Source organism: Pseudomonas libanensis, assembly GCF_001439685.1.
GTDB lineage: Bacteria > Pseudomonadota > Gammaproteobacteria > Pseudomonadales > Pseudomonadaceae > Aquipseudomonas > Aquipseudomonas libanensis.
In genome coordinates this window covers 183,691-205,979 of record NZ_JYLH01000009.1, presented here as the reverse complement: position 1 = coordinate 205,979, position 22,289 = coordinate 183,691, and the positions used below count along the sequence as shown (strand labels likewise).

Annotated in this window: 23 protein-coding genes; 8 read left to right on the top strand and 15 right to left on the bottom strand. The window is 60.7% G+C overall.

Annotation, left to right across the window (positions count from 1 at the left end; translation table 11 throughout):
- Positions 1 to 130: 130 nt before the first annotated feature.
- The 6 genes from TU73_RS16060 to TU73_RS16035 form a co-directional block, all read right to left on the bottom strand.
- Positions 131 to 2,371, bottom strand: a complete 2,241-nt coding sequence (locus TU73_RS16060) for a TonB-dependent receptor (protein ID WP_156421235.1) — start codon at positions 2,369 to 2,371, stop codon at positions 131 to 133.
- Between the two features lie 154 nt (positions 2,372 to 2,525).
- Positions 2,526 to 3,503, bottom strand: a complete 978-nt coding sequence (locus TU73_RS16055; protein WP_057013040.1) for a FecR family protein — start codon at positions 3,501 to 3,503, stop codon at positions 2,526 to 2,528.
- Entirely contained in the window at positions 3,500 to 4,078 is a 579-nt protein-coding gene (locus tag TU73_RS16050) for an RNA polymerase sigma factor (RefSeq protein WP_057013039.1), read from the bottom strand. Before TU73_RS16050 ends, TU73_RS16055 begins: the two co-directional genes overlap by 4 nt.
- A 7-nt stretch (positions 4,079 to 4,085) precedes the next feature.
- Positions 4,086 to 4,412 (bottom strand): DUF3325 domain-containing protein, encoded by a 327-nt coding sequence (locus TU73_RS16045; protein ID WP_057013038.1) that lies wholly within the window; start codon positions 4,410 to 4,412, stop codon positions 4,086 to 4,088.
- The gene (locus TU73_RS16040; protein ID WP_057013037.1) at positions 4,412 to 5,986 is read right to left on the bottom strand and encodes a PepSY-associated TM helix domain-containing protein; all 1,575 of its coding nucleotides are present in this window, start codon (positions 5,984 to 5,986) and stop codon (positions 4,412 to 4,414) included. Before TU73_RS16040 ends, TU73_RS16045 begins: the two co-directional genes overlap by 1 nt.
- On the bottom strand, positions 5,983 to 6,285 hold the full coding sequence (locus TU73_RS16035; protein WP_057013036.1) for a DUF3649 domain-containing protein: 303 nt from the start codon (positions 6,283 to 6,285) through the stop codon (positions 5,983 to 5,985). Before TU73_RS16035 ends, TU73_RS16040 begins: the two co-directional genes overlap by 4 nt.
- Before the next feature lie 170 nt (positions 6,286 to 6,455).
- Between TU73_RS16035 and TU73_RS16030 the strand changes: the two genes are divergently transcribed.
- From TU73_RS16030 to fecA, 3 genes are all read left to right on the top strand, one after another.
- Complete coding sequence (locus tag TU73_RS16030) at positions 6,456 to 6,944, top strand: sigma-70 family RNA polymerase sigma factor (protein ID WP_057013082.1); 489 nt, start codon at positions 6,456 to 6,458, stop codon at positions 6,942 to 6,944.
- On the top strand, positions 6,941 to 7,882 hold the full coding sequence (locus TU73_RS16025; RefSeq protein WP_057013035.1) for a FecR domain-containing protein: 942 nt from the start codon (positions 6,941 to 6,943) through the stop codon (positions 7,880 to 7,882). Before TU73_RS16030 ends, TU73_RS16025 begins: the two co-directional genes overlap by 4 nt.
- A gap of 90 nt (positions 7,883 to 7,972) precedes the next feature.
- Positions 7,973 to 10,309 carry a TonB-dependent Fe(3+) dicitrate receptor FecA gene (gene fecA / locus TU73_RS16020; RefSeq protein WP_057013034.1) on the top strand — a complete coding sequence of 779 codons (2,337 nt, stop codon included), beginning with the start codon at positions 7,973 to 7,975 and terminating at the stop codon, positions 10,307 to 10,309.
- Positions 10,310 to 10,449: 140 nt separating this feature from the next.
- Here fecA and TU73_RS16015 read toward each other — a convergent pair whose 3' ends face one another.
- The gene (locus tag TU73_RS16015; protein ID WP_057013033.1) at positions 10,450 to 11,322 is read right to left on the bottom strand and encodes a LysR family transcriptional regulator; all 873 of its coding nucleotides are present in this window, start codon (positions 11,320 to 11,322) and stop codon (positions 10,450 to 10,452) included.
- A gap of 106 nt (positions 11,323 to 11,428) precedes the next feature.
- Between TU73_RS16015 and TU73_RS16010 the strand changes: the two genes are divergently transcribed.
- Complete coding sequence (locus tag TU73_RS16010; RefSeq protein ID WP_057013032.1) at positions 11,429 to 12,940, top strand: MFS transporter; 1,512 nt, start codon at positions 11,429 to 11,431, stop codon at positions 12,938 to 12,940.
- Positions 12,941 to 12,994: 54 nt separating this feature from the next.
- On the opposite strand, the gene TU73_RS16005 is transcribed toward TU73_RS16010, so the two are convergent.
- Both TU73_RS16005 and TU73_RS16000 read right to left on the bottom strand, forming a co-directional pair.
- On the bottom strand, positions 12,995 to 13,405 hold the full coding sequence (locus TU73_RS16005; RefSeq protein WP_032877636.1) for an HPF/RaiA family ribosome-associated protein: 411 nt from the start codon (positions 13,403 to 13,405) through the stop codon (positions 12,995 to 12,997).
- Positions 13,406 to 13,618: 213 nt separating this feature from the next.
- Positions 13,619 to 14,566 (bottom strand): LysR substrate-binding domain-containing protein, encoded by a 948-nt coding sequence (locus tag TU73_RS16000; protein ID WP_057013031.1) that lies wholly within the window; start codon positions 14,564 to 14,566, stop codon positions 13,619 to 13,621.
- 137 nt (positions 14,567 to 14,703) lie between these two features.
- Here TU73_RS16000 and TU73_RS15995 point away from each other — a divergent pair, with 137 nt between their 5' ends.
- Positions 14,704 to 16,080, top strand: a complete 1,377-nt coding sequence (locus tag TU73_RS15995) for an L-serine ammonia-lyase (protein WP_057013030.1) — start codon at positions 14,704 to 14,706, stop codon at positions 16,078 to 16,080.
- 321 nt (positions 16,081 to 16,401) lie between these two features.
- Complete coding sequence (locus TU73_RS15990; RefSeq protein ID WP_057013029.1) at positions 16,402 to 16,719, top strand: DUF3509 domain-containing protein; 318 nt, start codon at positions 16,402 to 16,404, stop codon at positions 16,717 to 16,719.
- Here TU73_RS15990 and TU73_RS15985 read toward each other — a convergent pair.
- The 4 genes from TU73_RS15985 to TU73_RS15975 all read right to left on the bottom strand — a co-directional run bounded on the left by TU73_RS15985 (position 16,716) and on the right by TU73_RS15975 (position 18,234).
- Positions 16,716 to 17,204 carry a phosphate-starvation-inducible protein PsiE gene (locus TU73_RS15985; protein ID WP_016978246.1) on the bottom strand — a complete coding sequence of 163 codons (489 nt, stop codon included), beginning with the start codon at positions 17,202 to 17,204 and terminating at the stop codon, positions 16,716 to 16,718. The two genes, TU73_RS15990 and TU73_RS15985, sit on opposite strands and share 4 nt — an antisense overlap.
- Before the next feature lie 149 nt (positions 17,205 to 17,353).
- Entirely contained in the window at positions 17,354 to 17,644 is a 291-nt protein-coding gene (locus TU73_RS28385) for a type II toxin-antitoxin system RelE/ParE family toxin (RefSeq protein WP_082642621.1), read from the bottom strand.
- Positions 17,634 to 17,822, bottom strand: coding sequence for a type II toxin-antitoxin system RelB family antitoxin (gene relB, locus TU73_RS15980; protein ID WP_057013028.1), 189 nt, complete (start codon positions 17,820 to 17,822; stop codon positions 17,634 to 17,636). The genes TU73_RS28385 and relB overlap by 11 nt, the downstream gene beginning before the upstream one ends.
- Positions 17,823 to 17,973: 151 nt before the next feature.
- A complete protein-coding gene (locus TU73_RS15975; protein WP_057013027.1) occupies positions 17,974 to 18,234 on the bottom strand; it encodes a DUF6124 family protein in 261 nt (86 codons plus the stop codon).
- A 275-nt stretch (positions 18,235 to 18,509) separates the two neighbouring features.
- On the opposite strand from TU73_RS15975, the gene TU73_RS15970 reads away from it, so the two are divergent.
- Entirely contained in the window at positions 18,510 to 18,770 is a 261-nt protein-coding gene (locus TU73_RS15970; RefSeq protein ID WP_003188807.1) for a YebG family protein, read from the top strand.
- 55 nt (positions 18,771 to 18,825) lie between these two features.
- On the opposite strand, the gene TU73_RS15965 is transcribed toward TU73_RS15970, so the two are convergent.
- Complete coding sequence (locus TU73_RS15965) at positions 18,826 to 19,845, bottom strand: Glu/Leu/Phe/Val dehydrogenase family protein (protein WP_057013026.1); 1,020 nt, start codon at positions 19,843 to 19,845, stop codon at positions 18,826 to 18,828.
- 187 nt (positions 19,846 to 20,032) lie between these two features.
- Here TU73_RS15965 and TU73_RS15960 point away from each other — a divergent pair, with 187 nt between their 5' ends.
- The gene (locus TU73_RS15960) at positions 20,033 to 20,836 is read left to right on the top strand and encodes a SirB1 family protein (RefSeq protein WP_057013025.1); all 804 of its coding nucleotides are present in this window, start codon (positions 20,033 to 20,035) and stop codon (positions 20,834 to 20,836) included.
- Here TU73_RS15960 and TU73_RS15955 read toward each other — a convergent pair.
- Entirely contained in the window at positions 20,833 to 22,194 is a 1,362-nt protein-coding gene (locus TU73_RS15955) for an MFS transporter (protein ID WP_057013024.1), read from the bottom strand. The two genes, TU73_RS15960 and TU73_RS15955, sit on opposite strands and share 4 nt — an antisense overlap.
- Positions 22,195 to 22,289 lie beyond the last annotated feature (95 nt).

Sequence of the window (22,289 nt, the reverse complement as noted above, 5' to 3'; positions counted from 1 at the left end):
AATCAAATGTGGGAGCTGGCTTGCCTGCGATGGCGGTGTAACGGTTCAATACCTGTGACTGACACAACGCTATCGCAGGCAAGCCAGCTCCCACACAAGTCAGCTCTGCACATTAGGTTTTGTGGTGGCCTTAGAAGTTGGCTTCCAGAGACACCATCGCCGTGCGCTCCTCCCCTACGTTGTAATACGCCGTGCTCGGCGCCAGCCCGTTGACCGGCGCCGAGTTGAACGCCACGGTACGCGCCGAACTCAAGTATTCCTTGTCGAAGACATTGAGCATCGACAAGCGCAGGGTCGCCGACTTGATGACCTTCTTGTCCACCGGCAAATAGACACCGGCATTGAGGTCAAACACCGTACGGCCTTCGATCTTCTCTTTATTGGTCAAATCGCCGTAGAAGCTGCCGACATACTTGCCCGCCACGTTGCCGTAGAACCGCGAGTCGTCATAGCCGAGCACCAGGTTAAACATGTTTTCCGGCACGTTGGCCAGTTGCTTGCCTGAGGTGGGCAACAGCACATTCTTGCTGAGCAGGTCGTCCTTCTGCTCGGACTGGGTGTAGGTGTACGAGGCGTAGTAGTTGAAGTTGTGGGGCAACAAACCACTCCATTCCAATTCCAGGCCTTTGTTAGCGACGCTGCCAACGTTGAGCACCATGTAGTCGCCACTGGCATCGGTGGTCGACACCTGGCGATCCTTGAAGCTGATGTAGAACAGGGTCGCGCTCAAGGCCATGTCGTCTTCGGTGTAGCGCCAGCCCAGCTCCTGGTTCCAGCTCAACTCGGACTTGAGGCTGACGGAGTCGCCTTTGTTGTACAGCACATAGTTGGGCGGCGTGCGCATGTTGCGGGTGACGTTGTAGAACGCCTGGTTGCTCTCGTCGACCTGGTACTTGGCGCTGAAGTTGGGCAGGAATTGGTGGTAACGGGTGTTACGTTTTTCCGGCTTGTCGTACAGGCTGCCGAGGTTGTTGCCGTCACGTTCAACGTATTGGTAGGCCACGCCGCCGACAAAACTCAGGTCCGGCGTGGCTTGCCAGCTGTCCTGGACCCAGAGCTTCTGCGATGGGGTGACGGTGTAGTAGTGACGACCTTGTACCGTCGCGCCGTTCTTGTCGACCACCTGGCCGCCGCTGTTGTAGTCACCCCACACGTCATCCGGCGCGCCTTCGCCGTTGATCCCGATAAACGGCTGGGTCTGGCGCTGGCGCGCGCGCTCATACCAATAGCCGTAGTCCAGGCTGTGTTCGTCGTTGATATCCCACTTCATTTTGGCCGTGACGCCGGGGCGCCAGGTCTCGGTCCACGAAGGGCGATAGTAATTGGCCGATTGCAGGTTGCCGAGGTCGTAGTTACCGGCTTTGTCGGACCTCGGCCCCAGGTTGGAGGCAGTCTGGCCGCTGAAGCTGCCACCGTTGGACCAGTAGTAGTACGGCGTGACCGTCAACGACAGGTTGTCTTGCAGTTGCCAGCGCTGGGTCAGCGTGGCGTTGACGCTTTCAAAGGGGTTGCGGTTGAGCTTGTAGGACGCAGATAACAAACCGGCTTTGTACACCGGGCTTTCAGCGTAATCCTTGCGCCGTCCTTCATTGTCGAACTGCGACTTGCTCAGGCTGTTGTAGTTATAGTTTTCCTGCTTGTTGTACTTGACCGTGGCCAACGTGGAATTGCCGTTGTCACCTTCGAACAGGCTGCTCCACTCGATTTTATCGCTGCGCAGGGTGCCCTTGCCGCGCCACTTGTCACCTTCCAGGTGCGATGCCGAGACCCAGGTCTTGAGGCCACCGAAATCGCCGGTATTCGCCCGCACGAAGGTCTTGCGCAGGTTATTGGTACCCAAGGTCTGCTTGGCAAAAACCCCCGCCTCCTTGGTTGGCCGCAGCGTAATCATGCCGATGTTGCCGCCGCTGGAACCGATGTGCGGGCCGTCGGCCTCGGAGGAGCCCTGGGTGGCGAATACTTCGGCAAGGTTTTCCGGGTCGCCCAGCTGGTTGGAATACACGCTGTAGTTGCCAGAATCGTTGATCGGCACGCCATCCACCGACACCCCGACCTGGTCCGAACTCATGCCGCGCATAGTGAAGTTGGTGCCGCTGGTGCCGCTGGCGTCATCGCTGGAAACGTTGATGCCCGGCGTGTATTTGAGCTTGTCGATGGCGTTGGCGGTGGCCGACATTTCGTCCATGGCCTCCTTGGTCACCGTCGAGCGCGCCTTGGCACTTTCCTCGCGAATCATGTGGCCGTTGCCCAGAGTCTGCTTGCCGGCAACGTTCACCGAACCTACGTCCTGTGAGTCATCGGCCATCACCAGCGGTGCAAAGCCGCCCAGGCCCGATGCCAGAAGCAGGGCATAAAGAGAGTTGTAGTTCACGTGTAGATCCCTTACTGACATTGTTGTGTTGTATGGGGCAGAGGTGCTCTTCCTGACCACTTGTTCAGGAACCCAGGGATGATCCACGGCACGTGTAACCGTTTGGTGACAGGTTTTGGCGATTGCGATGACGGTTCGGTGAACGGCGCTGCGTCTAGCGCAACACGATAACTCGGCCCAGCAGCCTGTGTTGTTCGAAACCCAGCACCGCTTGCAAGGCGTTCAATACCGCCAACGGGTCCTTGCTCGGGAAACTGCCGCTGACGCGTTTGGCGCCCATCTCTTCATTGAGCAGCAGCAATCGGCCAGGGTAATAACGGCTCAAGTCCTGGACCACATCGGCCAGCGGTGCCTGATAGTAGTTGAGCCAACCCTCGCGCCAGGCCAGGCGGGATTCGCTGTCGACAGCGTGCATGGCATCGGCAACGCCATCGGCGTAGGCCACTTGCTGGCCTGCTGTCAAAACCTGCTGCCGGCCCTGTTCCGATGGTGTGACGCCCACCCGGCCGGACAATACGGTGACCTCGGCTCCGGCCGGTTGCAGGCGCACTTCAAACTGGGTGCCCAGCACCTGCGCTTGACCACCGCCCGCCTCCACCACAAAGGATTGGCCGGTGTGTGCCACGCTGAAAAATCCCGCGCCACGCCGCAGCTGGATATGCCGTTGACCATGGCTGAAATCCACGGCAATGGCGCTGTCGGCGTCAAGGGTGACCACAGATTGATCGGCCAGAGTGAAGGTCTTCACCTCCCCCGGTGCCGTCACGTAATCGGCCCCCAGCCCATCGACCCAGCGCGACGGCTGCCAACCGGCGCCCATCGACACCATCACCAGCAGGCAGGCGGCCATGGCCAGGGCGCCGGGCCAGCGCAGTGCACGGGAGCGCCTGGAGGAATTCATCTTATTGAGGTAGGCCTGCAAGGCCAGCGCGTCCTCATCGGCCAGCTTGCGCGCCGGCTCTTCGCTCAGCTCCCACAGTACCTGAGCCTGGGCGTACGCCTCGGCATGCGCGGGATCGGCGTGCAGCCAGCGGCTGAACGTGGCCTGGTCGCCGCTGCTGGGCTGGTCATGCAGCAGGCTCAGCCAGTCAAGCGCGGCCTGTTCCTGGGCGGGTGTCGGCGTGATGTTCACGGTGCTTTCCCTGGCGTGCGTGGCTGCGTTGGTTCACGAAGGCTGGCCTTGCAAGCTTCGAGGGCGCGCATCATATGTTTTTCCACGGCACTTTGGGACAGCCCCATGGCCTTGGCAATTTCTGCATACTTGCGCCCGTGGATACGGTTAAGCAGGAAAATCTGGCGGGTACGCTCGGGCAAACTGCGCAGGGCGGTTTCCACGTGGCGCAGGTCGTGGCCTGCCTCCAGTGCGGCCTGGGGTTCGCAGACTTGGTGATCTGATTGCTCGGGCAACCAGCCTTCGCTGCAGCGGGCCCGTGCACCTTCGCTACGCAGGTGATCGATAGCGATATTGCCGGCGCAGCGCAGCAGGTAGGTGCTGAGTTCTTCAACCTGCACCAAGGGGCGACGCCAGAAGCGCAGGAACAAATCCTGCACCAGGTCGGCCGCTGTGGCACGGCAACCGACGCGGCGACTGACCAGCGCTTCCATCTGTGAACGCTGGGACAAAAACACCTGCAGGAAATGCGCACGTCCACCGGCCCCATCGGTGTGCGGGTCGTTCTGGGGTTCCGGCGGTGGGCTGATCATCATGGCAGGCTCAGGACAGTGCGAATGCCGCAACAGGGCTGGCCAGCAGGCTGAGGCCTGCCAGGATCAAGGCCAACCTTGGCCGATACGGCAACAGCAATACCAGCAACAAGGCGCTGAGCATCAACACCGCGCACCACTCGACCAGGCCCTGGCTCCAGCCTGCGGCCAGCACTGCCGGCCAGATCGCGGCAATCAGCAGCAACCAGCCACCCAGCCGCAGCCCCAGGCGCCGCGTGGGCGATGGTTTTTGGTGCAGCAGCTCGCCGTGATGACGATCGGTGGACAGGCACAGCGCGGTAAACCCGGCGTAGCACATCAGCAGCGCGAGAAGCATCAGCCGGCCTCCTGCTTGAGCGTCAACCCACGCGCACGTTCGGCTTTGGGTTGCGACGCGGTACGGCGTTGCATCTTCCACGCCGCCCAGGCAAGGAACACACCACTGGCCAGGCAGGTCAGGTCGAAGCCGGCCATGGCCCAGTCGCCGTTCAACAGCGAGACGCCCAAATGCTGCGTGGTGGTGATTGCGTTAAGCAGCGGGATCGCCATAAACAGCAGCGCGCCGATGCTCAGCTGTTCGACCCAGCCTCGACGAGCGCGACGCAGCATCGCGTGCAACAAGCTCAGGCCCCAGGCGACAAAGAAGGCTTGCACCTCCCAGTCGGAGCGCGCGGCGAAACTTACCGGCAACAGGCGATTGGCCCAGAAAAACGCGGCGATGGCGATCATCAAGCCAGCCATGCTGGCGATGTTCAGCACCTCGACCAGGCGCAATTCAAACGGCATCGCTGCGCTCTTGGCGTGTTTGAGCTGACGCTTGCCGAGCCAGATCACCAGCCCTGTGCCGATCATCGCCGTGCCCGCCAACCCGCAGATAAAGTACAGCCAGCGCAGCACCGGGCCGGCAAAATGGCCCATATGCAGGCCGTAGAAACTGCCACCGATGACCGCCGGCAGGGACGGCTCGCCACTGACCCGCAACAATTCGCCGGTGGTGCCACTGAACGACACGGTATTGCCGAAATCATGCACCACGCTATCGGAGCCGGCGCGGAACACATTGACCGACGCGTTCACATCCCCAGGGTTGTTGACCGCCACCCGTCCCACATGGCCGCCAGCCCACTGCTCCCGCGCCTGCTGGTACATCGGCAATAACGGCAGCAGCTGGCCCGGTTGGCCGAGGGCCGGCGCGTTGTCGGTGTTGGGGAACAGCTCCTTGAAGAATGCCCGGCTGTCGTCGCCATAGGACGCCATGATGGGCGCCGGCATCACCATGCTCATGAAAATCACCAGGCTGCTGTAGGTGATCATCAGATGAAACGGCAGCACCAGCACACCCACCGCGTTGTGCCCGTCCAGCCAGGAACGCTGGCCTTTGCGTGGGCGGAAGGTAAAGAAGTCCTTGAAGATTTTCTTGTGGGTGATGATGCCGGTGATCAGCGCAACAAACATCACCATGGCGGCGATGGTCGACAGCCAGCGGCCCCACGGGTAAGGCATTTGCAGCTGGAAGTGGAAACGATAGAAGAACTCGCCGCCCTTGCTGTCGCGGGCCTGTACCGGTTGGCCGCTGACCGGGTCGAGGATTTTCTGGATGAAGGTGCCGCGCTTGCCCGGCTCGACCTTGTCTTGCCACATCACCGACAGGCCAGGGTCGCGACTGTTCGGCAGGGTAATAAACCAGCTTGCGGCTGTGGGCGCCTGTTGTTGCAGGTAGCTTTGGGCCACGGCAAGGCTGCGCCCGTCATCCAGGGGATGGGCCTGCACTTCGGGCTGCATCCAGTGGGTGATTTCGTCTTTGAAATAGGCCAGGGTACCGGTCAGGAAAATCGCGAACAGCAGCCAGCCGAAGATCAACCCGGCCCAGGTATGCAGCCAGGCCATGGCTTGGCGAAAACCCTCTTTCATGTGCGCACCATCCACAAACCCACGCCGGCCAGGGTGGCAAACAGCGCGCTTGGCAGCATCACCCCCGCCCAGGCACGCCACGCAGTGCGGCAGGCAAAGCACCAGAGCACCGCCAGCAGGTAGAACACAAACGAGCTCATCATGCCGGTGACCACCGCGTCGGCACGCGATGTGGGCATCCACAACGCCAGGCAGATGGCGGCCAGGGACGCCATCAGGTAGCCGCCGATAACAGCCGCCAGCACACGCGAGGTGACGGCGAGGCGGTAGGAAACGGGCAATGGGGTTTTGCTTTTCATGCGGCAGACGCCAAGCTGATCAGCGCGCAATATTAATGATAAATATTCTCATAAGCAAAAGAGAACGGATGAATCACCCGCCGTGACGGATTGCCGAAGCTTGTCGCGGCCTCTACAATGCGAACAATTCTTGTTCTCTAAAGCATGGCGATGCTTACGGAGTGATCGCGTTGCAGCCATCCAATACCGTCGAAGTTCTGTACAACGACCATCACCACTGGCTCACCGGCTGGTTGCGACGCAAGCTCGGCTGCCCGGAGAACGCCGCCGACCTGGCGCAGGACACCTTCATCCGCGTGCTCAGCGCACGGGACACGCCGACGCTGATCGAACCCCGTGCCTTCCTCACCACCGTGGCCAAGCGCGTATTGTTCAACTTCTATCGCCGCCAGGACCTGGAGCGCGCCTACCTTGATGCCTTGGCGCAAATGCCCGAGAACGTCGCACCGTCGGAAGAAGACCGCGCAATCATCCTGCAAACCCTGCTGGAACTGGACCAACTGCTCGATGGCTTGCCTCGGCTGGCCAAGCGCGCCTTCCTGCTCGCCCAGCTCGATGGCCTGACCTACGCGCAGATCAGTGCGGAACTGGGCATCTCCATCGCCACCGTCAAGCGCCATCTGACCAAAGCGGCCATGCGCTGCTACTTTGCCCTATGAACGTCTCCAGCCAAGTCGCCGAACAAGCCGTGCACTGGCTGCTGGAAATGCAGCAAGGCGCGCTCAATCCACGCCAGCAAGCAGCCTGGCAGCAATGGCTGAATGCCCACAGCGAGCACCAGCGCGCCTGGGAACAGATCCAGCAGGTCAACCAACGCCTGCGCGGCATGCCCTCGCCCCTGGCCCACGCGGCGTTGAATGCCCCCACCTTGCGCAGCCGGCGCCAGGCGCTGAAGTTGCTGCTGATCCTGGGCGCCGGTTCGGCAGCAGTTTGGAGCCTGCGCCAGCAGCATATCCTGCCACCACTGAGCGCCGACTATCGCAGCCCGGTAGGCCAGCGTCGCACCGTGCAACTGGCCGACGGCAGCCAGTTGAAACTCAACACGGGCAGCGCAGTGGATGTGCATATCGATGGGCAGCAACGGCTGATCCGCCTGCTCGAAGGCGAAATTCTGCTGACCTCCCGTGCAGGCGATACACCCTTGCGCGTGCTGACCGGCCAGGGCCTGCTCAGCAGCCAGGCGGCGCGCCTGAATGTTCGCCAGTTCAACGATCATACCCAACTCGCAGTGCTGGCCGGTCAGGTCGAGGTGACGCCCAATAATTACAGTGGCCTGCCATTGACCGTAGCGGCCGCGCACCAGGTGAATTTCACCCGCAAGGGCTGGGACACCCCGCGCTCGACCGACGCCAACAGCGGCGCCTGGGCCGACGGCATGCTGGTGGCCGCGCATATGCGCCTGGAAGACTTTCTCAGCGAACTGGGGCGTTATCGCCGCGGCCAGCTGCATTGCGACCCGCAAGTGGCGAACCTGCTGCTGTCCGGCAGCTACCCGCTGGATGACAGCGAACGCATCCTTGACCTGCTGGAAGTCAGCCTGCCGGTGAAAGTGCGGCGCTTTACCCGCTATTGGGTGACCGTGCAGGCACGGGCCTGAATTTATTTTGCGTTTAAGTGAGCCGTTTTCCGCACCTGGCGTGACAGAGAAGGAAAGCCACCTTGATCCTTCCTTCTCAGGACCGCCTTCATGCCCCAGCAACCGACGCTTCTCGCCCGCACCTTGCGCCAACTCCTATTGGGCGCCAGCCTCAGCCTGACCGTCCTTCCCCCCGTGATGGCTGCCGACACCAAGGCCTACCACATCGCGCCGACCACCCTGGAAGCGGCCCTGAATCAATTTGGTCGCGAAGCCGGTGTACTGGTGTCCTTCGGTTCTGAAGTGACGGCCGGCATGCAAAGCCGTGGCCTGTCGGGCAATTACAGCGCGGCCGACGGCCTGCAGAAACTACTGGAAGGCACCGGCCTGCAAGCCCGGGCCGAAGGTGACAATGCCTACAGCCTGCAACCGACCGGCGTCACCGCCCCCCTTGAATTGCAAACCTCCAACGTGGTCGGCGACTGGCTCGGTGACGCGGCGCAAACCAACGTGTTCGAACACCCCGGCGCCCGTGACGTGATCCGCCGTGAAGAGTTTGAACGCCAGGGTGCCACCCAGGCCCGCGATGTGCTCAACCGCATTCCCGGGGTCAATGCCCCGGAAAACAACGGCACCGGCAGCCACGACATGGCGCTGAACTTCGGCATTCGCGGGCTCAACCCGCGCCTGGCGTCGCGCTCAACGGTGCTGATGGATGGCATCCCGGTGCCTTTCGCGCCCTATGGCCAGCCGCAGTTGTCCTTTGCGCCGATCAGCATGGGCAACATGGACGCGGTGGACGTGGTACGCGGCGGCGGTGCGGTGCGCTACGGCCCGCAGAACGTCGGCGGCATCGTCAACTTCGTGACCCGCGCCATCCCGGATGCGCCCACGGTCAAGGGCGGCTTGCAGACCGAAACCAGCCCGTCTTCCAGCCACGACGGTTTCAAGACCACCGGCAACCTGCTCGCCGGCGGCACTGCCGACAATGGCCTGGGCGGCGCGCTGCTGTACTCCGGCACCCGCGGCGGCGACTGGCGCGAAAACAGCAACACGCGCATCGACGACCTGATCCTCAAGGGCAAATACCAACTGGACGACGCCAACAGCTTCAACGCCATGGCGCAGTACTACGAAGGCCAGGCCGATATGCCCGGCGGTTTGAACGTCAAGGACTACAAAGCCGATCCGTATCAGTCCACCCGCCCCTACGACAAGTTCTGGGGCCGCCGCACGATGTTCAACGTCGGCTACCGCTACGAGCAGGACCGCCGCGAATTCACGATCAACAGCTTCTTTACCAAGACCTTGCGCAGCGGTTACCTGGACCAGGGCAGCTTCCTGTCGCTGTCGCCCCGCGAATATTGGGTACGCGGCCTCGAGACCCGTTTCGCCCAGGGCTTCGACCTCGGTCCCACAAGCCATGAGGTGGGCGTCGGCTACCGCTACATCAATGAAGCCGGTCACGAACTGCGCTACCGCACACCGATTGCCTCCAATCAGCAAATCCCCACCACCGACAGTCGCAACGACCGCGACACACGCGGCGGTACCGAAGCCAATGCGTTCTTCATCGATGACCGCATTGATATCGGCAAGTGGACCATCACCCCGGGCATCCGCTACGAGATGATCGAGTCCCAGCAGACCAACAACCTGAGCAACGTCAAGTACAAGGGTGACTACAACACCGCGCTGCCAGCGCTGAACGTGCTCTACCACCTCACCGACGACTGGAACCTGTACGCCAACACCGAAGGCTCGTTCGGCAGCGTGCAATACAGCCAGATGCCCAACCGTGTGAACAGCGGCGAAGTGAAACCGGAAAAAGCCCGCACCTGGGAACTCGGCACGCGCTACGACAACGGCAGCCTGCGCGCGGAAATCGGCGCCTTCCTGATCAACTTCGACAACCAGTACGACAGCAACCAGACCAACGACACGGTGATCGCCCGCGGTGAGACTCGTCACCAGGGCATCGAGTCGAGCATCAACTATGCGCTCGACGGCCTGAGCCCGGCGCTGGCGGGTTTCGATGTGTATGCCACTTATGCCTATGTTGACGCGACCATCCGCGAAGACGGCCCGAACAAAGGCAACCGTGTACCCTTCTCGTCCAAGCACAAAGGCACTCTCGGCGTAGGTTACACCGACGGCCCGTGGAAGCTGAATGTGGACAGCAGCTACCAGAGCAGCCAGTTCGCCGACAATGCCAACACCCAGGCCGAAAGCGCCGACGGTGCCAATGGGCGCATCCCCGGCTATATGCTGTTCAGCAGCCGAGCGGCCTATGACTTCGGCCCGCAACTGTCGGATTTGAATGTGGCGGTGGGGGTGAAGAACATCTTCAACAAGCAGTACTACACCCGCTCGTTTGACGACAACAACAAGGGCAAGTACGTGGGTGAGCCGCGTACGGTGTATGTGCAGACGTCCATTGCATTCTGATCTGCCTCCAATCTGCAGACCGTAACAAATCCAAATGTGGGAGGAGGCTTGCCCCCGATAGCAGTGTGTCAGTCAGCCTATATGGCACTGCTACACCGCAATCGGGGGCAAGCCCTCTCCCACATTGGCCTCCAGAGGCTTCAGCTACCCGCCAGGCAACTGGGCGTACCCGCCACCAACGCATCGATGGCACACCGCGTCTTGGCCGGCATATGCACCGCCGTCGGCCAGACCACATGGATCGGCGCTGGCTGCTCGCGGTAGCTAGGCAATACTGCCTGCAATTGCCCACGCAACGCATAGTGGGCGATCAACCAGCTCGGTAACCAGGCCAGCCCCACGCCCGCGATGACCGCATCGGCTACAGCTTGGAGATCATCCAGCACCAAGGGCGAGGCCAGGCGCGAGCGATGCGTTGTGTTGCTGCGATACGCAATGCCGCGATGAACGGCCAGGTCTTCGATACTTTCAATGCTCCCCCTGCGCTGCAGATACACCGGTGACGCCGCCAGCCCCATGACCTGCTGCCCCAGGCGACGTGCACTCAGGCGGTCGGTATCCGGCAACGTGCCGATCCGCACGGCCATATCGAAGCCCTCCTGGGCCAGATCAATCATACGGTCGGAGAAGCAAATCTCGATTTCCAGTTCAGGGTAACGCTCCATCAAGCCCCACAACGCCGGAGCCGCATAGTGGTGCCCGAAAGCCAACGGCACGCTCGCCCGCAACCGCCCGCGTGGTTGTTGCCGGCCACTTTCGAGCACCGATTCGGCGGCTTCCAGTTCGGCCAAGGCGCGCAGGCAATGCTCGTAGTACGCCTGCCCGTCCTCGGTCAATCGCTGGCGGCGTGTGGAACGCTGCAGCAGGCACGTGCCAAGCCGCGCCTCCAGGCGCGCCAAGCCTTTACCGACGGCCGAGCGCGTAAGGTTCAGGCGCTCGGCGGCTTCGGTGAGGTTGCCGCTCTCGACGATTTGCAGAAACAGCTCGACGCCATCAAAACGTGGGGTAGCCATGGTTCAATTGTCGCCTGTGATTCCCTTATCAATGGAAAACTTATCACAAATAACGAATCCAGTTCCCGAGAGAATAGAGCCCTCCCCTATTCAAAAGGAACCTGTCATGCCACCCGCCGCTGCTGTATCGGCCCTCCACCCGCCAAGCACCGCCAGAAATGCCTTGGCTCTCACCGCCGTCTGCCTGGTGGCCCTGATGTTCGGCCTGGAAATCTCCAGCGTGCCGGTCATCCTGCCAACCCTTGAACAGCAACTGGGCACCGGTTTCCAGGACGCCCAGTGGATCATGAATGCCTACACCCTGGCCTGTACCAGTGTACTGATGGCGGCGGGCACCTTGGCGGACCGCTTCGGTCGGCGGCGCATGTTGGTGCTGTGCCTGTGGCTGTTCGGATTGGCGTCGCTGGCCTGTGGGTTGGCCGATAGCGCCTCGACGCTGATCGTGGCGCGGTTCGTCCAAGGCATTGGTGCCGGCGCGATGATGATTTGCCAGTTCGCCATCCTGTCCCATCAGTTCCGCGACCCGGCGGCGCGAGCGCGAGCCTTCGCGATATGGGGAGTGATTGCCGGCGTGGGCCTGGGTTTCGGGCCGATGGTCGGGGCATTGATCCTGGCCGTGGCGGACTGGCGCTGGGTGTTCCTGGTGCACGTACCGCTGACCCTGTTCACCCTGGTGCTGCTGCATGCCAGCGTGCAGGAATCCCGTGACCCGGCCAGTCATCGCCTGGACATCGCCGGTATGCTGACCTTGACGCTGACGGTGTTCGCGCTGGTGTACTTCATCACCCAGGGCAGCGAGTACGGTTTTGGCACCCCGGCGATGCTCGGCTGGGCCGGCCTGTCCTTGATAGGCATGCTGCTGTTCATTTTGATCGAACGGCGCAGCCCACACCCGATGTTCGATTTCTCGGTGTTCCGTATCCAACGCTTCAACGGTGCGTTGATGGGCTCGATCGGCATGAACTTCAGCTTCTGGCCGTTCATGATCTACCTGCCGCTGTACTTCCAGGCGGGGCTGGGCTACGACACGCTGACCACTGGCGCCGCCCTGCTTGCCTACACCCTGCCGACCTTGCTGGTGCCACCGCTGGCCGAACGCCTGGCCCTGCGTTTTGGTGCCGAACGCATCATTCCCCTTGGCCTGGGTACGATGGGCGCAGGGTTCCTGGCCATGGCCGCCGTCAATGCCGCCGCACAGCCAAGCACCGCGCTGGTGTTGCTCAGTTGCGTGATCGCCGGCATTGGCCTGGCGTTGACCAACTCGCCCACCACCAACACCACTACCGGCGCCGTCTCGGCCGACCGTGCGGGCATGGCGTCGGGCATCGACTTCAGCGCACGATTGATCACCCTGGCACTCAACATTGCGTTGATGGGCCTGGTGCTGTTGCTGGGGATCAGCCACCACCTGGCCAACGTGCTGCCTGACAACACGGCATTGGAGTGGGCAACGCTCAGCCAGCATATTGCGGCAGGCAAGTTGAACGCGCCGGGGCTGACCGCCGTTGATGCGCAGACGGCACTGCGCACCGGCGCCGGTTGGGCCATGCTCTTTGCGGGCTTGGGGGCTTGCGGATTAGCCGCGCTGAGCCGGTATTTCTTCAGGCTCCGTGGCTGAACGAAAACGGGCCTGCATGTGCAGGCCCGTTTTCAGTAGGGGTTTAAAAAACGGTCAGCCGTTGATTGCAGCGTTTTCGTTTTCCAGGAATTCCTCTTCAAGCGCGTCTTCATTCACTTTGTTGATTGGCTGGGTTTTCGCGGCAGCGCGGGGCTTGCCTTGCAGTTTGCCAAACAGGTGTTCCAACGCATGGTCCAACTTGGTGGCGGCGCCATCGATCGCTTGTTCCAGCGTATCGGCTTTATGGCACACGGAAACCGGTTGATGGCCCTTTGGCCGTGCTTCCAGGCGGCAACTTAAATCGTGGGGACCGGGCTTGTCGCCGTTCTCATCCCGCAGGTAGACCTCAACGCGGGTCAGGTCTTCTTCGTAACGTTCGAGCGTGCTCTCAATGGTAGTACGTACCCACTCCTCCAGTCGGATGCTGCTTTCAATATGGTTATCGCTATTGACTTGGATTTGCATAGTTCTTCCCTTATTTCAGCTAGCTCGCCAGAGGTCACAAACTGCAACACCAGGGTGGTGAAACCATGACCTCCTGATTACACAATTGAGCACCTGCTGAAACAATTCAACCCCTTTGCAAAGATAAATCCTACATTACAAATTAACCCTGACGACGGGCAAAAACACTGGTACGGTGGGGAGTTAGTTACATCTTCTTACGACCTGCCAACCTCATAATTGCGCCTCTGCCAAGGGGTGCAAAACGCGAAAAATCCCTGCTTCCTCCACCAGCCAATCATGCACCGCACGCACGCCCGGATGGTTCAACGCACCCGGCGCATACAGCAGCACGTAGCGTTTATGGTTGGGCACGGCCACGCCGAATGGCACGATCAGGGTGCCGCGCTCCAGTTCATCATTGAGCAAGGTGCGCCGCGCAATCGCCACGCCCATGCCGGCAATGGCGGCTTCGATGGTCAGGTGATTGCGATTGAAGGTATGCCCGCGCCGCACATCCGCGCCATGGTAGCCAATGGCATTCAGGTAGAACTCCCACTCGGCATATTCATAACTCCCACGCCAGGCGGTGATGTCGTGCAGCAGCGGGAAATGTGCAAGGTCAGCCGGGCCGTGCAACGGTGGCCGACCACGCAACAAGCTGGGAGCGCATACCGGGAATATCTGCTCGTCCAGCAGGGCTGTGGATAACAGGCCGGGGTAGCTGCCGTCGTTCAGGTCGATAGCAAGGTCGAAATCACCTTCATGCAAGGCGATGCTGCTGTCTTCGGCGACCAGGCGCAATTGAATGTCCGGAAAACGCTGCTGCAAACGCGGCAAGCGCGGGGTCAGCCACTTGCCGAGAAACGACGGGATCGAACGCAAGCGTAAGGTGCCGCTGATCATTCCCGCGTCCAGGCGCCGCAATTCCGCATCGATGCTGCCATAGGCCTCCCCCACCACGGCCGCCAGGCGCTGCCCCTCGGCGCTGAGCTCCACCCCGCGCGCACGCCGATGAAACAACCGAAACCCCAGGCGCTCCTCCAACTGGCGAATCTGCTGGCTCACCGCACCGGGTGTGATGTGCAGTTCTTCGGCGCAGCGGGTGAACGACAGGTGCCGTGCAGCGCAGGAGAAAACATGCAACCAGACATAGGTCTGGCCATTGAGCGGGCGCGTCATAGGGTTTAGTCCTGCTAAAGGGTGTCTTAGAACAATTCGTTGGTCAGTATCAAACTATAGGCTCAGTATCGCCTTAATTGCGCTCGTCCTACAAAACATGGCAGCGATTTCTACTCCATTGCTTGTAAGGGTTTAGCATGGCTATCAGTGTTTTCGATCTATTCAAAGTGGGCATTGGCCCCTCCAGCTCCCACACCGTCGGCCCGATGCGCGCTGCGGCAACCTTCGCCCAGGCGTTGGTCGACCAGCATTTGCTCAGCCAGACCCGCCGCGTCGAGATACGCCTGTACGGCTCGCTGTCCGCCACGGGCATCGGCCACGCCACCGACCGCGCCTGTGTCATGGGCCTGATGGGCGAATGGCCGGATAAGGTCGACCCCACCTCGATCAATGCACGTATCCAGCAGCTGCGCGAGTCCGGCCAATTGCTGCTTGCGGGTTCCCAGGAAATTGCCTTCAACTGGCAAACCGACCTCCTGCTATTGGACGAAAGCCTGCCTTACCACCCCAACGCCATGTCCTTGCACGCCTATGGCGACAACGGCCTGTTGAGCGAACAAACCTATTACTCGGTGGGCGGTGGTTTCATCATCGAAGCTGCCGAAGCCGCCTCGGGCATTGCCCCGACCAGCGATGTGAAATTGCCCTACGATTTTTCCAGCGCGGTGGAACTGCTGGCCCTGTGCAACAAGCACGGCCTGCGGGTTTCCGAATTGATGATGGCCAACGAACGCGCGTGGCGCAGCGACGAAGAGATCCGCAGCGGCCTCTTGCATATCTGGTCGGTGATGCGCGACTGCGTGGAACAAGGCCTGCGCGATGAAGGCATCCTGCCCGGTGGCCTGGATGTGCCACGGCGGGCGGCGAAATTGCACCGCAGCCTGTTGGAAATCGGCAAGCCCAACGTCATCACCTCGACCTTGTCTGCGATGGAATGGGTCAACCTGTTCGCCCTGGCCGTCAACGAAGAAAACGCCGCCGGCGGGCGCATGGTCACCGCGCCGACCAATGGTGCGGCGGGGATCATCCCGGCGGTGCTGCATTACTACATGAAGTTCAACCCTGATGCGTCCGATGATGACGTAGTGAATTTCTTCCTGGCCGCTGCCGCCGTTGGCATTCTCTGCAAGAAAAACGCCTCGATCTCCGGGGCCGAAGTCGGCTGCCAGGGCGAAGTCGGCTCGGCCTGCGCCATGGCCGCCGCCGGCCTGGCCGACATCCTCGGGGCCACACCGGAGCAACTGGAAAACGCCGCCGAAATCGGCCTGGAACACAACCTCGGCCTGACCTGCGACCCGGTCGGCGGCCTGGTGCAAGTGCCGTGCATCGAGCGCAACGCCATTGCCGCGGTCAAGGCGATCAATGCCACGCAAATGGCCCTGCGCGGCGACGGCAAGCACTTCATTTCCCTCGACAGGGTGATCCGCACCATGCGCGATACCGGTGCCGACATGCATGACAAATACAAAGAAACGTCACGGGGCGGCCTGGCGGTCAGCTGGGTGGAGTGCTGATTGGAGCACTGCCAGATTGCGTTGTCTGTGATCATTTTTTCAGCGTTGCCCTGAAACAGTTCACCGGCCCCAATAGCCACACAGAACAAAGGTGGGAGGTGGCTTGCCCCCGATAGCTGTGTGTCAGCCAATAAATACTCGGCTGCAAGACCGCTATCGGGGGCAAGCCCCCTCCCACATTAAAACTTCAGCGCCTGTACGGCACGAGGCTTGCTGTAGAACTTACGAGGAAAACGGACTTTGGCCGATGGTCAGGCGATGCGAACTAATCCCGGCACCGGCCGTCAATGACTGCATGTTCTTATCAGGCGGTAACGCACCATGGACAATCCTTTTCAGATCATCACCGATACCTTCAGCCCCCAATACCGCGTCAACCTGAGCATCCAGCGGCTGGACGGCAGCATCATGCTCACCCTCTCGGATGAGACCGGCGTGGTGGCCAAGCGCATGATCAGCGCCGAACAGCGCAACGACCCACAACGCCTCAAGCGCCTGGTGCAGAGCATCCAGTTCGGCATCGCCATCGAACAGGGCCATAGCGCCGTGGAGATCCTCGAACTGATGACGGACGGCGACAACCACAAACTCCTGCAGCAACCGCCCACCCGTACCCTGCCGTTCAGCGTCGGGCTTTAAAGCTCACCCTTTTCGGTTTCCAGGCTCGCCTCGCCCTTGCGACGCGGGCCTTCGACCTTCACCGAAGGGAAAGCCGACGATGCGTAGCGCACCACCAGGATGGCAAACGCCAACAGCAGGATGCCACCGCACAGGTAGATGATGCCCACGTCCGGCGGGTTGTGGTGTGACACGTTGGAGATCAACAAGCGCGTCAGCGCGGTGATCGCCACGTAGATCAGGAAGCGCACGGGCATGTGGTTGGTCTTGAAGTAAATCCCCACCATCGCGCCCAATTCCAGGTAGATGAACAGCAGCAAGATGTCATCGATCTTGATGTGCCCATTCTCCAGCATCCCCAGAAATTCCATCACCGCTGCCCAGGCGGTCACCGCTCCGATGGCAAACAGCGCCAGATAGTGGAACGACTCGACAAACAGATTCCCCAGGGACTCGGCCAGCCCATGGACTTGCTGGCGCAGCCTTTCGGCCCAGTTGATTTTCACGATGGTGTTTCCTTAGGTCGGCTCGACCGGATAATGCGGGTTGGACGTGACGGTTGTTCTGCATGCAGAAAAAAGGCCAGAGGGCGGTTCTAAGATGGTGGCTTGGTGACATGAGGCACATATGAGGATGAGCAGAGTAGATACTTTGCTCATCGAAAAAGCTGACCTATCAAGGATATCGCTGGCAGTGCGTGTAAAACCGAGAGAACCCGAATGTTGTCTGTCACTTTGTATACGACCAGATAATTCGGATGCACCACCATCTCTCGAGTACCAATGACTCTGCCAGGACGGTAAAGGTGGGGTCTGCGAGAGAGGGCCAGCACCGAGGATTCGATGGAGCGCTTTAACTCGAGAGCTGCTATAGGATTGCGATGACTGAGGTATTCAATAATTTGGCGAAGTTCCACCCGCGCTGCGGGTACCCACTCAATCAGCATCGCCTTTCTTGAGTTTGGATTCAATCAGTGCTTGCATTTCGGCCATCACCTCGTCGTGAGGAATGCCGGGGCTGGTGTCGTCAATAGCGGCCTGCACCTTGGCGCGAAACCAGCGGTCGTAGCTGTCAGCCTGCTCTTCGGTATCTGCTTGGATACCAGAGGAAAAGGAAGCGTCCATAAAAATCTCCGTTGTCGATGAGAAGGAGTCTAGTCGCTGGCGTTTTTACTGTCGTGCTTCAAGCGATGAAGTGAGTAACAGAAAAAATCCATGCTCAGCCAATCATTTTTTAGACCGTCCCCACGATCGTGGGGACGATCACGTCGTAGCATCAAGCTGGTGCGACTTGCTCCAATGCTTGATCGACTAGCAGAGCGCCCATTTCAACCAATTGATGAATTGCCAGGACCAGGCTTCGCTGAGGACCTTCAAGGTCGAATGCCAGCGTGTTAGCCATTTCCCGGGCACTGCTAAGAGTTTCACTGGCGTTGGCCAGCAGGGTTTCCGTGTCGTTGTCAGGCGTTACGTTGAAAAGGGTGACTGGCGGCTCTGGCTTCAGAGGATCATTGCTGCTTGAGGTATTTTTACCCATGGTAGGACTCCAAAATTAAACACGTAAGTTTTCCTTTCCGTAAATCGAGCCGCCAAGCTCGGCCTTGCGAATGCAGGGCCAGAAGAAGGTAAGCCACCGTAGGATTACTCAGCAACCTCAGCGTGTCGTACGAAATTTCCGGTGTAGCAACCCCCCATTTCCCAACTACATTAAAAACCTACTATCCAAACCCCAACGTTTGGCTTATCCTTTTCGCTGTATATAAATACAGTAGTCGCAAAAGACAACTATCGTGAAGGCATGTGAGGTGGTGAATGGCCGTCGAAGTGGTATACCGCAGCAGCCGAGATCTGGAGCGTTTGTTCATGGATAAAGCCGAAGCTGACCGTCATGACAAGATGCTTGAACTCGCTGAGTTGCTGGCAGAAGTGTTGCAAAAAGCCGTGCCGTCGCTGAGCGAGCAGCAGGTGGAGGAAGCCGGGATCTACATGGCGAAGAACCGCGATGTATTTGCCAAGGCGTTCAAGAGCCAACCGGACGCGTTGTCCGAGTTGCTGAACCCGGCGGCGGAGTAAAGCCCGAATTGAACAGGCCCTGAATCATGGATTCAGGGCCTTTTTAATGCCTGGGCTATTTGTATAGCAGGCGCTCGGCCAGCTCGTCGGCCACCCGTGCCGGGGAGCGTTTTTCGGCTTGGGCATGGGCGAAGATTTCGGTCAGGCGCGTGCCGATGTTCGACAGGTGCGCGGTGATGCCGGGCAAGTCCGTGCCAGCATGTTTGAGGGCAACGTAGATCAGGCCACCGGAGTTGATCACGTAATCCGGGGCGTAGAGGATGCCACGGCCTTCCAACTGGTCGGCGATGTCCAGGTTGGTCAGTTGGGCGCTGGCCGAACCGGCCACCGCGGCGCAACGCAGCTGACCAACGCTGCTGCGGTTGAAAACGGCACCCACGCCGCAGGGCGCGAGGATGTCGCAGGGGGTGCTGAGCAAGGCGTCGTTGGCGATGGGGTGGGCGCCCAGTTGCTCCATGGCCAGTTGCACCTTGCCGTGATCAATGTCGCTGACCAGCAGTTCGGCACCGGCGGCGTGCAGTTGCTCGGCCAGGGCATAACCGACGTTGCCCAGGCCCTGCACCGCGACGCGCAGGCCCTCGAGGTTGTCGCTGCCCAGGCGCGCCATGGCGGTGGTGCGGATGCCGGCGAAGACGCCCATGGCAGCATGGGGCGCAGGGTCGCCTGCGGCGGTGGTACTGGTGACGAAGCGGGTGTGCTGGGCAATGCAGTCCATATCGGCGACTGAGGTGCCGCTGTCGATGGCGGTGATGTAGCGGCCATCGAATTTTTCGATACAGCGGCCAAATGCTTCGAACAGGGCCGCACGACTTTCCACATGCGCAGGACGCATGATTACCGCGGTAGCGCCGCCCACTGGCAGCCCTGCCAACGCGGCCTTATAGCTCATGCCTTGGGCCAGCCGCGCAGCATCGGCCACGGCACTTTCATCGTCGGGGTAAGCAAGGTAGCGACAACCGCCCAAGGCAGGCCCGCGACGACTGTCATGGATGGCAATGATCGCCTTCAACCCGGTCACCGGGTCGACGCTCAGGTGCAGCGATTCCAGGCGGGTGCTGTGCATGAGCGCAAACATCTTCGAGCTCCCGAATCACTTCTGGTAGTGGGCCAAGTATAGGCCGGCGGTAGAAAACTGCTGGATTGCACTGGAATAAGCCGCGCTGTTTCGTGGGATCTACGACATAAGAGCGCGGGATATTTCTTAAGACGCTGGACGAAAATTCCCTGCAAGGCTAAAACAGGGGCATCCGCCGGAGAACGCAATGAATCCCCGCACCGCCTTTTTCGCCTGCCTGGACCGTTCACCCCCTGCGCTGTTCGAAGCGGCGCTGTGGATTGCTGCCGAACACGACGCCAGTGTGCAGCCACTGTCGATCCTGCAGGATCTCACCGCGCTGCAACAACAGGTCAGTCTGGGCATGCCCCTGTTGCCCGCAGATGAACTCGGCCAACCGCTGTTGCGGCGCATGAATGACCTGGGATTCGCCCAGGATGACCACACCCCGTTGCGTCCCGCCGCCGCGTTGCTGGACAAAGTGTTGCAACGCAAACGCGGGCAGCCCTTGGCCATGGGCCTGATCGCATTGGAAATGGCGCGGCGCCTGGAGATCCCCATGGTCGGTGTGAACTTCCCCGGCCACTTCCTCCTGCGGGTACCCGGTGCCGATCACCTGTTGGACCCGTGCGGTGGCCGCCGCCTTTACCCCAACGACTGTCGCGAGCTGCTGCACCGCCAATACGGGCCGAAACTCAAGTTACAGGCCGATCACCTGCATACCGCCGAGCCACGGGCGATCCTGCAACGCTTGTCGCGCAACCTACGGCAACTGCATCTTTCCAACGACGAACCGCTGGCCGCTTTGGTGGACGCCGAGCGCGTGCTGGAACTGGGCAGTGCCAATGCCGCCGACTACCTGGCGCGGGCCAGCCTGTACCAGCGCCTGGATTGTCCGAGTGCTGAACGTTTTGACCTGGAACATGCGCTGATGCTCAGCGATGACCCCATCCAGCGTCTGCGCCTGACCGAGCGACTGGGGCATCTGCCGCCCAATTCAGTGGTGCATTAGGACGCCTTGAGAATGTCGTGATGCGCCGGGTCTATGGGTTCGCTCACGCCAGGCGAGCGCACCTGGATAATCAACAGCGCCGCCACCACCGCCGGAATCGCGCAGAAGAAGAAAATCTGCTGCACCGGTATATGCATCGCCAGTAACAGGCTGCCGAACAACGGCCCCAGGATCGACCCGAACCGCCCCACCCCCAATGCCCAGCCCGTGCCGGTGGCGCGCACCTGCGCCGGGTAGAAATTGCTCGCAAACGCATTGAGGGTCAGTTGCCCGCCAATGATGCAGAACCCGGCGGCAAACACGCAGGCCACCAAGTAGCGTGGGTTGTCGTGGTTCAAGCCCAGCAGGACGGTGCACAACGCCGCTGCCGCCAGTACGCCGGACAGCAGTCGTACTTTGCTTTTCAGGCGGTCGGCAAACCAGGCCATGAGGATGGCGCCCAAGGTACCGGCGAACAGGAACATGGAGGTGACCAGGTTGGCTTCATTCAGCGCCAGGCCGCTTTCGAGCAGTAGCGAAGGCAACCAGCTGATCATGAAGTACAGCAGGATCAGGCTGACGAAAAAGGTCGCCCAGATCAGCAACGTCGGGCGGGCGTAGCCGTTGCGGAACAGCTCCACCACCGTCAGTTTGCTGCCCTGCTCCTGGCGGTTTTCGGCTTCGCTCGCAGGTGGCGGTTGCCAGTCAGGCAACATGCGTGCCGTGACCTTGCGCAATCGCAGGTACGGCGGCTTATCGCGTAATAGACGCGGCAGGGATTCGGGCAACAGCCACATCAGGAATGGAAACAGCAACAACGGCGTCACGCCACCGGCCAGGAACACCGCCTGCCAACCAAAGCCGTCGATAAAACCGGCGGCTACAAACCCGCCCGCCGCGCCGCCGAATGAGAAGCCACACGCGGCCAGGGTCACCATCAAGGTGCGCAGGCGTGGCGGCGAATACTCCGACATCAACGCCATGGCGCTGGGCATAGCACCGCCCATGCCGATGCCGCAGATAAAGCGTGCCGCCATCAGTGTGGTCAGGGAATTGGCAAACACCATCAGCACGGTGAGGCTGGCGTAGATCAGCACGCAGGCCAGCAAGATACGTCGCACGCCAAACCGATCCGCCAGCGGCGTCACCAGCAGCGAGCCCAGGGTCAGGCCCAGCAGGTTGGCACTGAAGACCGGACCGAATGCGGCTTTTTCCAGGCCCCAATCCTTGGCCAGCGCCGGCACCACATAACCCAGCACCTGGGCGTCATAGCCATCGGTGACCAGCAGCAGTGCCAGCAACAGGAGAATCAACCATTGGTAGCGTGACACCGGGCGGGCGTCGAGTGCCGCGCGAAAGCTGGCAATCTGATTGTGCATCGCAAAGGTACCTTTATTTTTATTGGATGATGCTGATCAAAAAATGTGGGAGGGGGCAAGCCCCCTCCCACATTTGTTTCCGTGCAAGTTTCGAG

What these genes read in the sequence shown, in the direction of transcription:
- TU73_RS16050 (WP_057013039.1), bottom strand. Translation starts at nt 4,078, where the DNA reads ATGATGATCAGCCCACCGCCGGAACCCCAGAACGACCCGCACACCGAT.
- TU73_RS16045 (WP_057013038.1), bottom strand. Translation starts at nt 4,412, where the DNA reads ATGCTTCTCGCGCTGCTGATGTGCTACGCCGGGTTTACCGCGCTGTGC.
- TU73_RS16040 (WP_057013037.1), bottom strand. Translation starts at nt 5,986, where the DNA reads ATGAAAGAGGGTTTTCGCCAAGCCATGGCCTGGCTGCATACCTGGGCC.
- TU73_RS16035 (WP_057013036.1), bottom strand. Translation starts at nt 6,285, where the DNA reads ATGAAAAGCAAAACCCCATTGCCCGTTTCCTACCGCCTCGCCGTCACC.
- TU73_RS16025 (WP_057013035.1), top strand. Translation starts at nt 6,941, where the DNA reads ATGAACGTCTCCAGCCAAGTCGCCGAACAAGCCGTGCACTGGCTGCTG.
- fecA (WP_057013034.1), top strand. Translation starts at nt 7,973, where the DNA reads ATGCCCCAGCAACCGACGCTTCTCGCCCGCACCTTGCGCCAACTCCTA.
- TU73_RS16015 (WP_057013033.1), bottom strand. Translation starts at nt 11,322, where the DNA reads ATGGCTACCCCACGTTTTGATGGCGTCGAGCTGTTTCTGCAAATCGTC.
- TU73_RS16010 (WP_057013032.1), top strand. Translation starts at nt 11,429, where the DNA reads ATGCCACCCGCCGCTGCTGTATCGGCCCTCCACCCGCCAAGCACCGCC.
- TU73_RS16005 (WP_032877636.1), bottom strand. Translation starts at nt 13,405, where the DNA reads ATGCAAATCCAAGTCAATAGCGATAACCATATTGAAAGCAGCATCCGA.
- TU73_RS16000 (WP_057013031.1), bottom strand. Translation starts at nt 14,566, where the DNA reads ATGACGCGCCCGCTCAATGGCCAGACCTATGTCTGGTTGCATGTTTTC.
- TU73_RS15995 (WP_057013030.1), top strand. Translation starts at nt 14,704, where the DNA reads ATGGCTATCAGTGTTTTCGATCTATTCAAAGTGGGCATTGGCCCCTCC.
- TU73_RS15990 (WP_057013029.1), top strand. Translation starts at nt 16,402, where the DNA reads ATGGACAATCCTTTTCAGATCATCACCGATACCTTCAGCCCCCAATAC.
- TU73_RS28385 (WP_082642621.1), bottom strand. Translation starts at nt 17,644, where the DNA reads ATGCTGATTGAGTGGGTACCCGCAGCGCGGGTGGAACTTCGCCAAATT.
- relB (WP_057013028.1), bottom strand. Translation starts at nt 17,822, where the DNA reads ATGGACGCTTCCTTTTCCTCTGGTATCCAAGCAGATACCGAAGAGCAG.
- TU73_RS15975 (WP_057013027.1), bottom strand. Translation starts at nt 18,234, where the DNA reads ATGGGTAAAAATACCTCAAGCAGCAATGATCCTCTGAAGCCAGAGCCG.
- TU73_RS15970 (WP_003188807.1), top strand. Translation starts at nt 18,510, where the DNA reads ATGGCCGTCGAAGTGGTATACCGCAGCAGCCGAGATCTGGAGCGTTTG.
- TU73_RS15965 (WP_057013026.1), bottom strand. Translation starts at nt 19,845, where the DNA reads ATGTTTGCGCTCATGCACAGCACCCGCCTGGAATCGCTGCACCTGAGC.
- TU73_RS15960 (WP_057013025.1), top strand. Translation starts at nt 20,033, where the DNA reads ATGAATCCCCGCACCGCCTTTTTCGCCTGCCTGGACCGTTCACCCCCT.
- TU73_RS15955 (WP_057013024.1), bottom strand. Translation starts at nt 22,194, where the DNA reads ATGCACAATCAGATTGCCAGCTTTCGCGCGGCACTCGACGCCCGCCCG.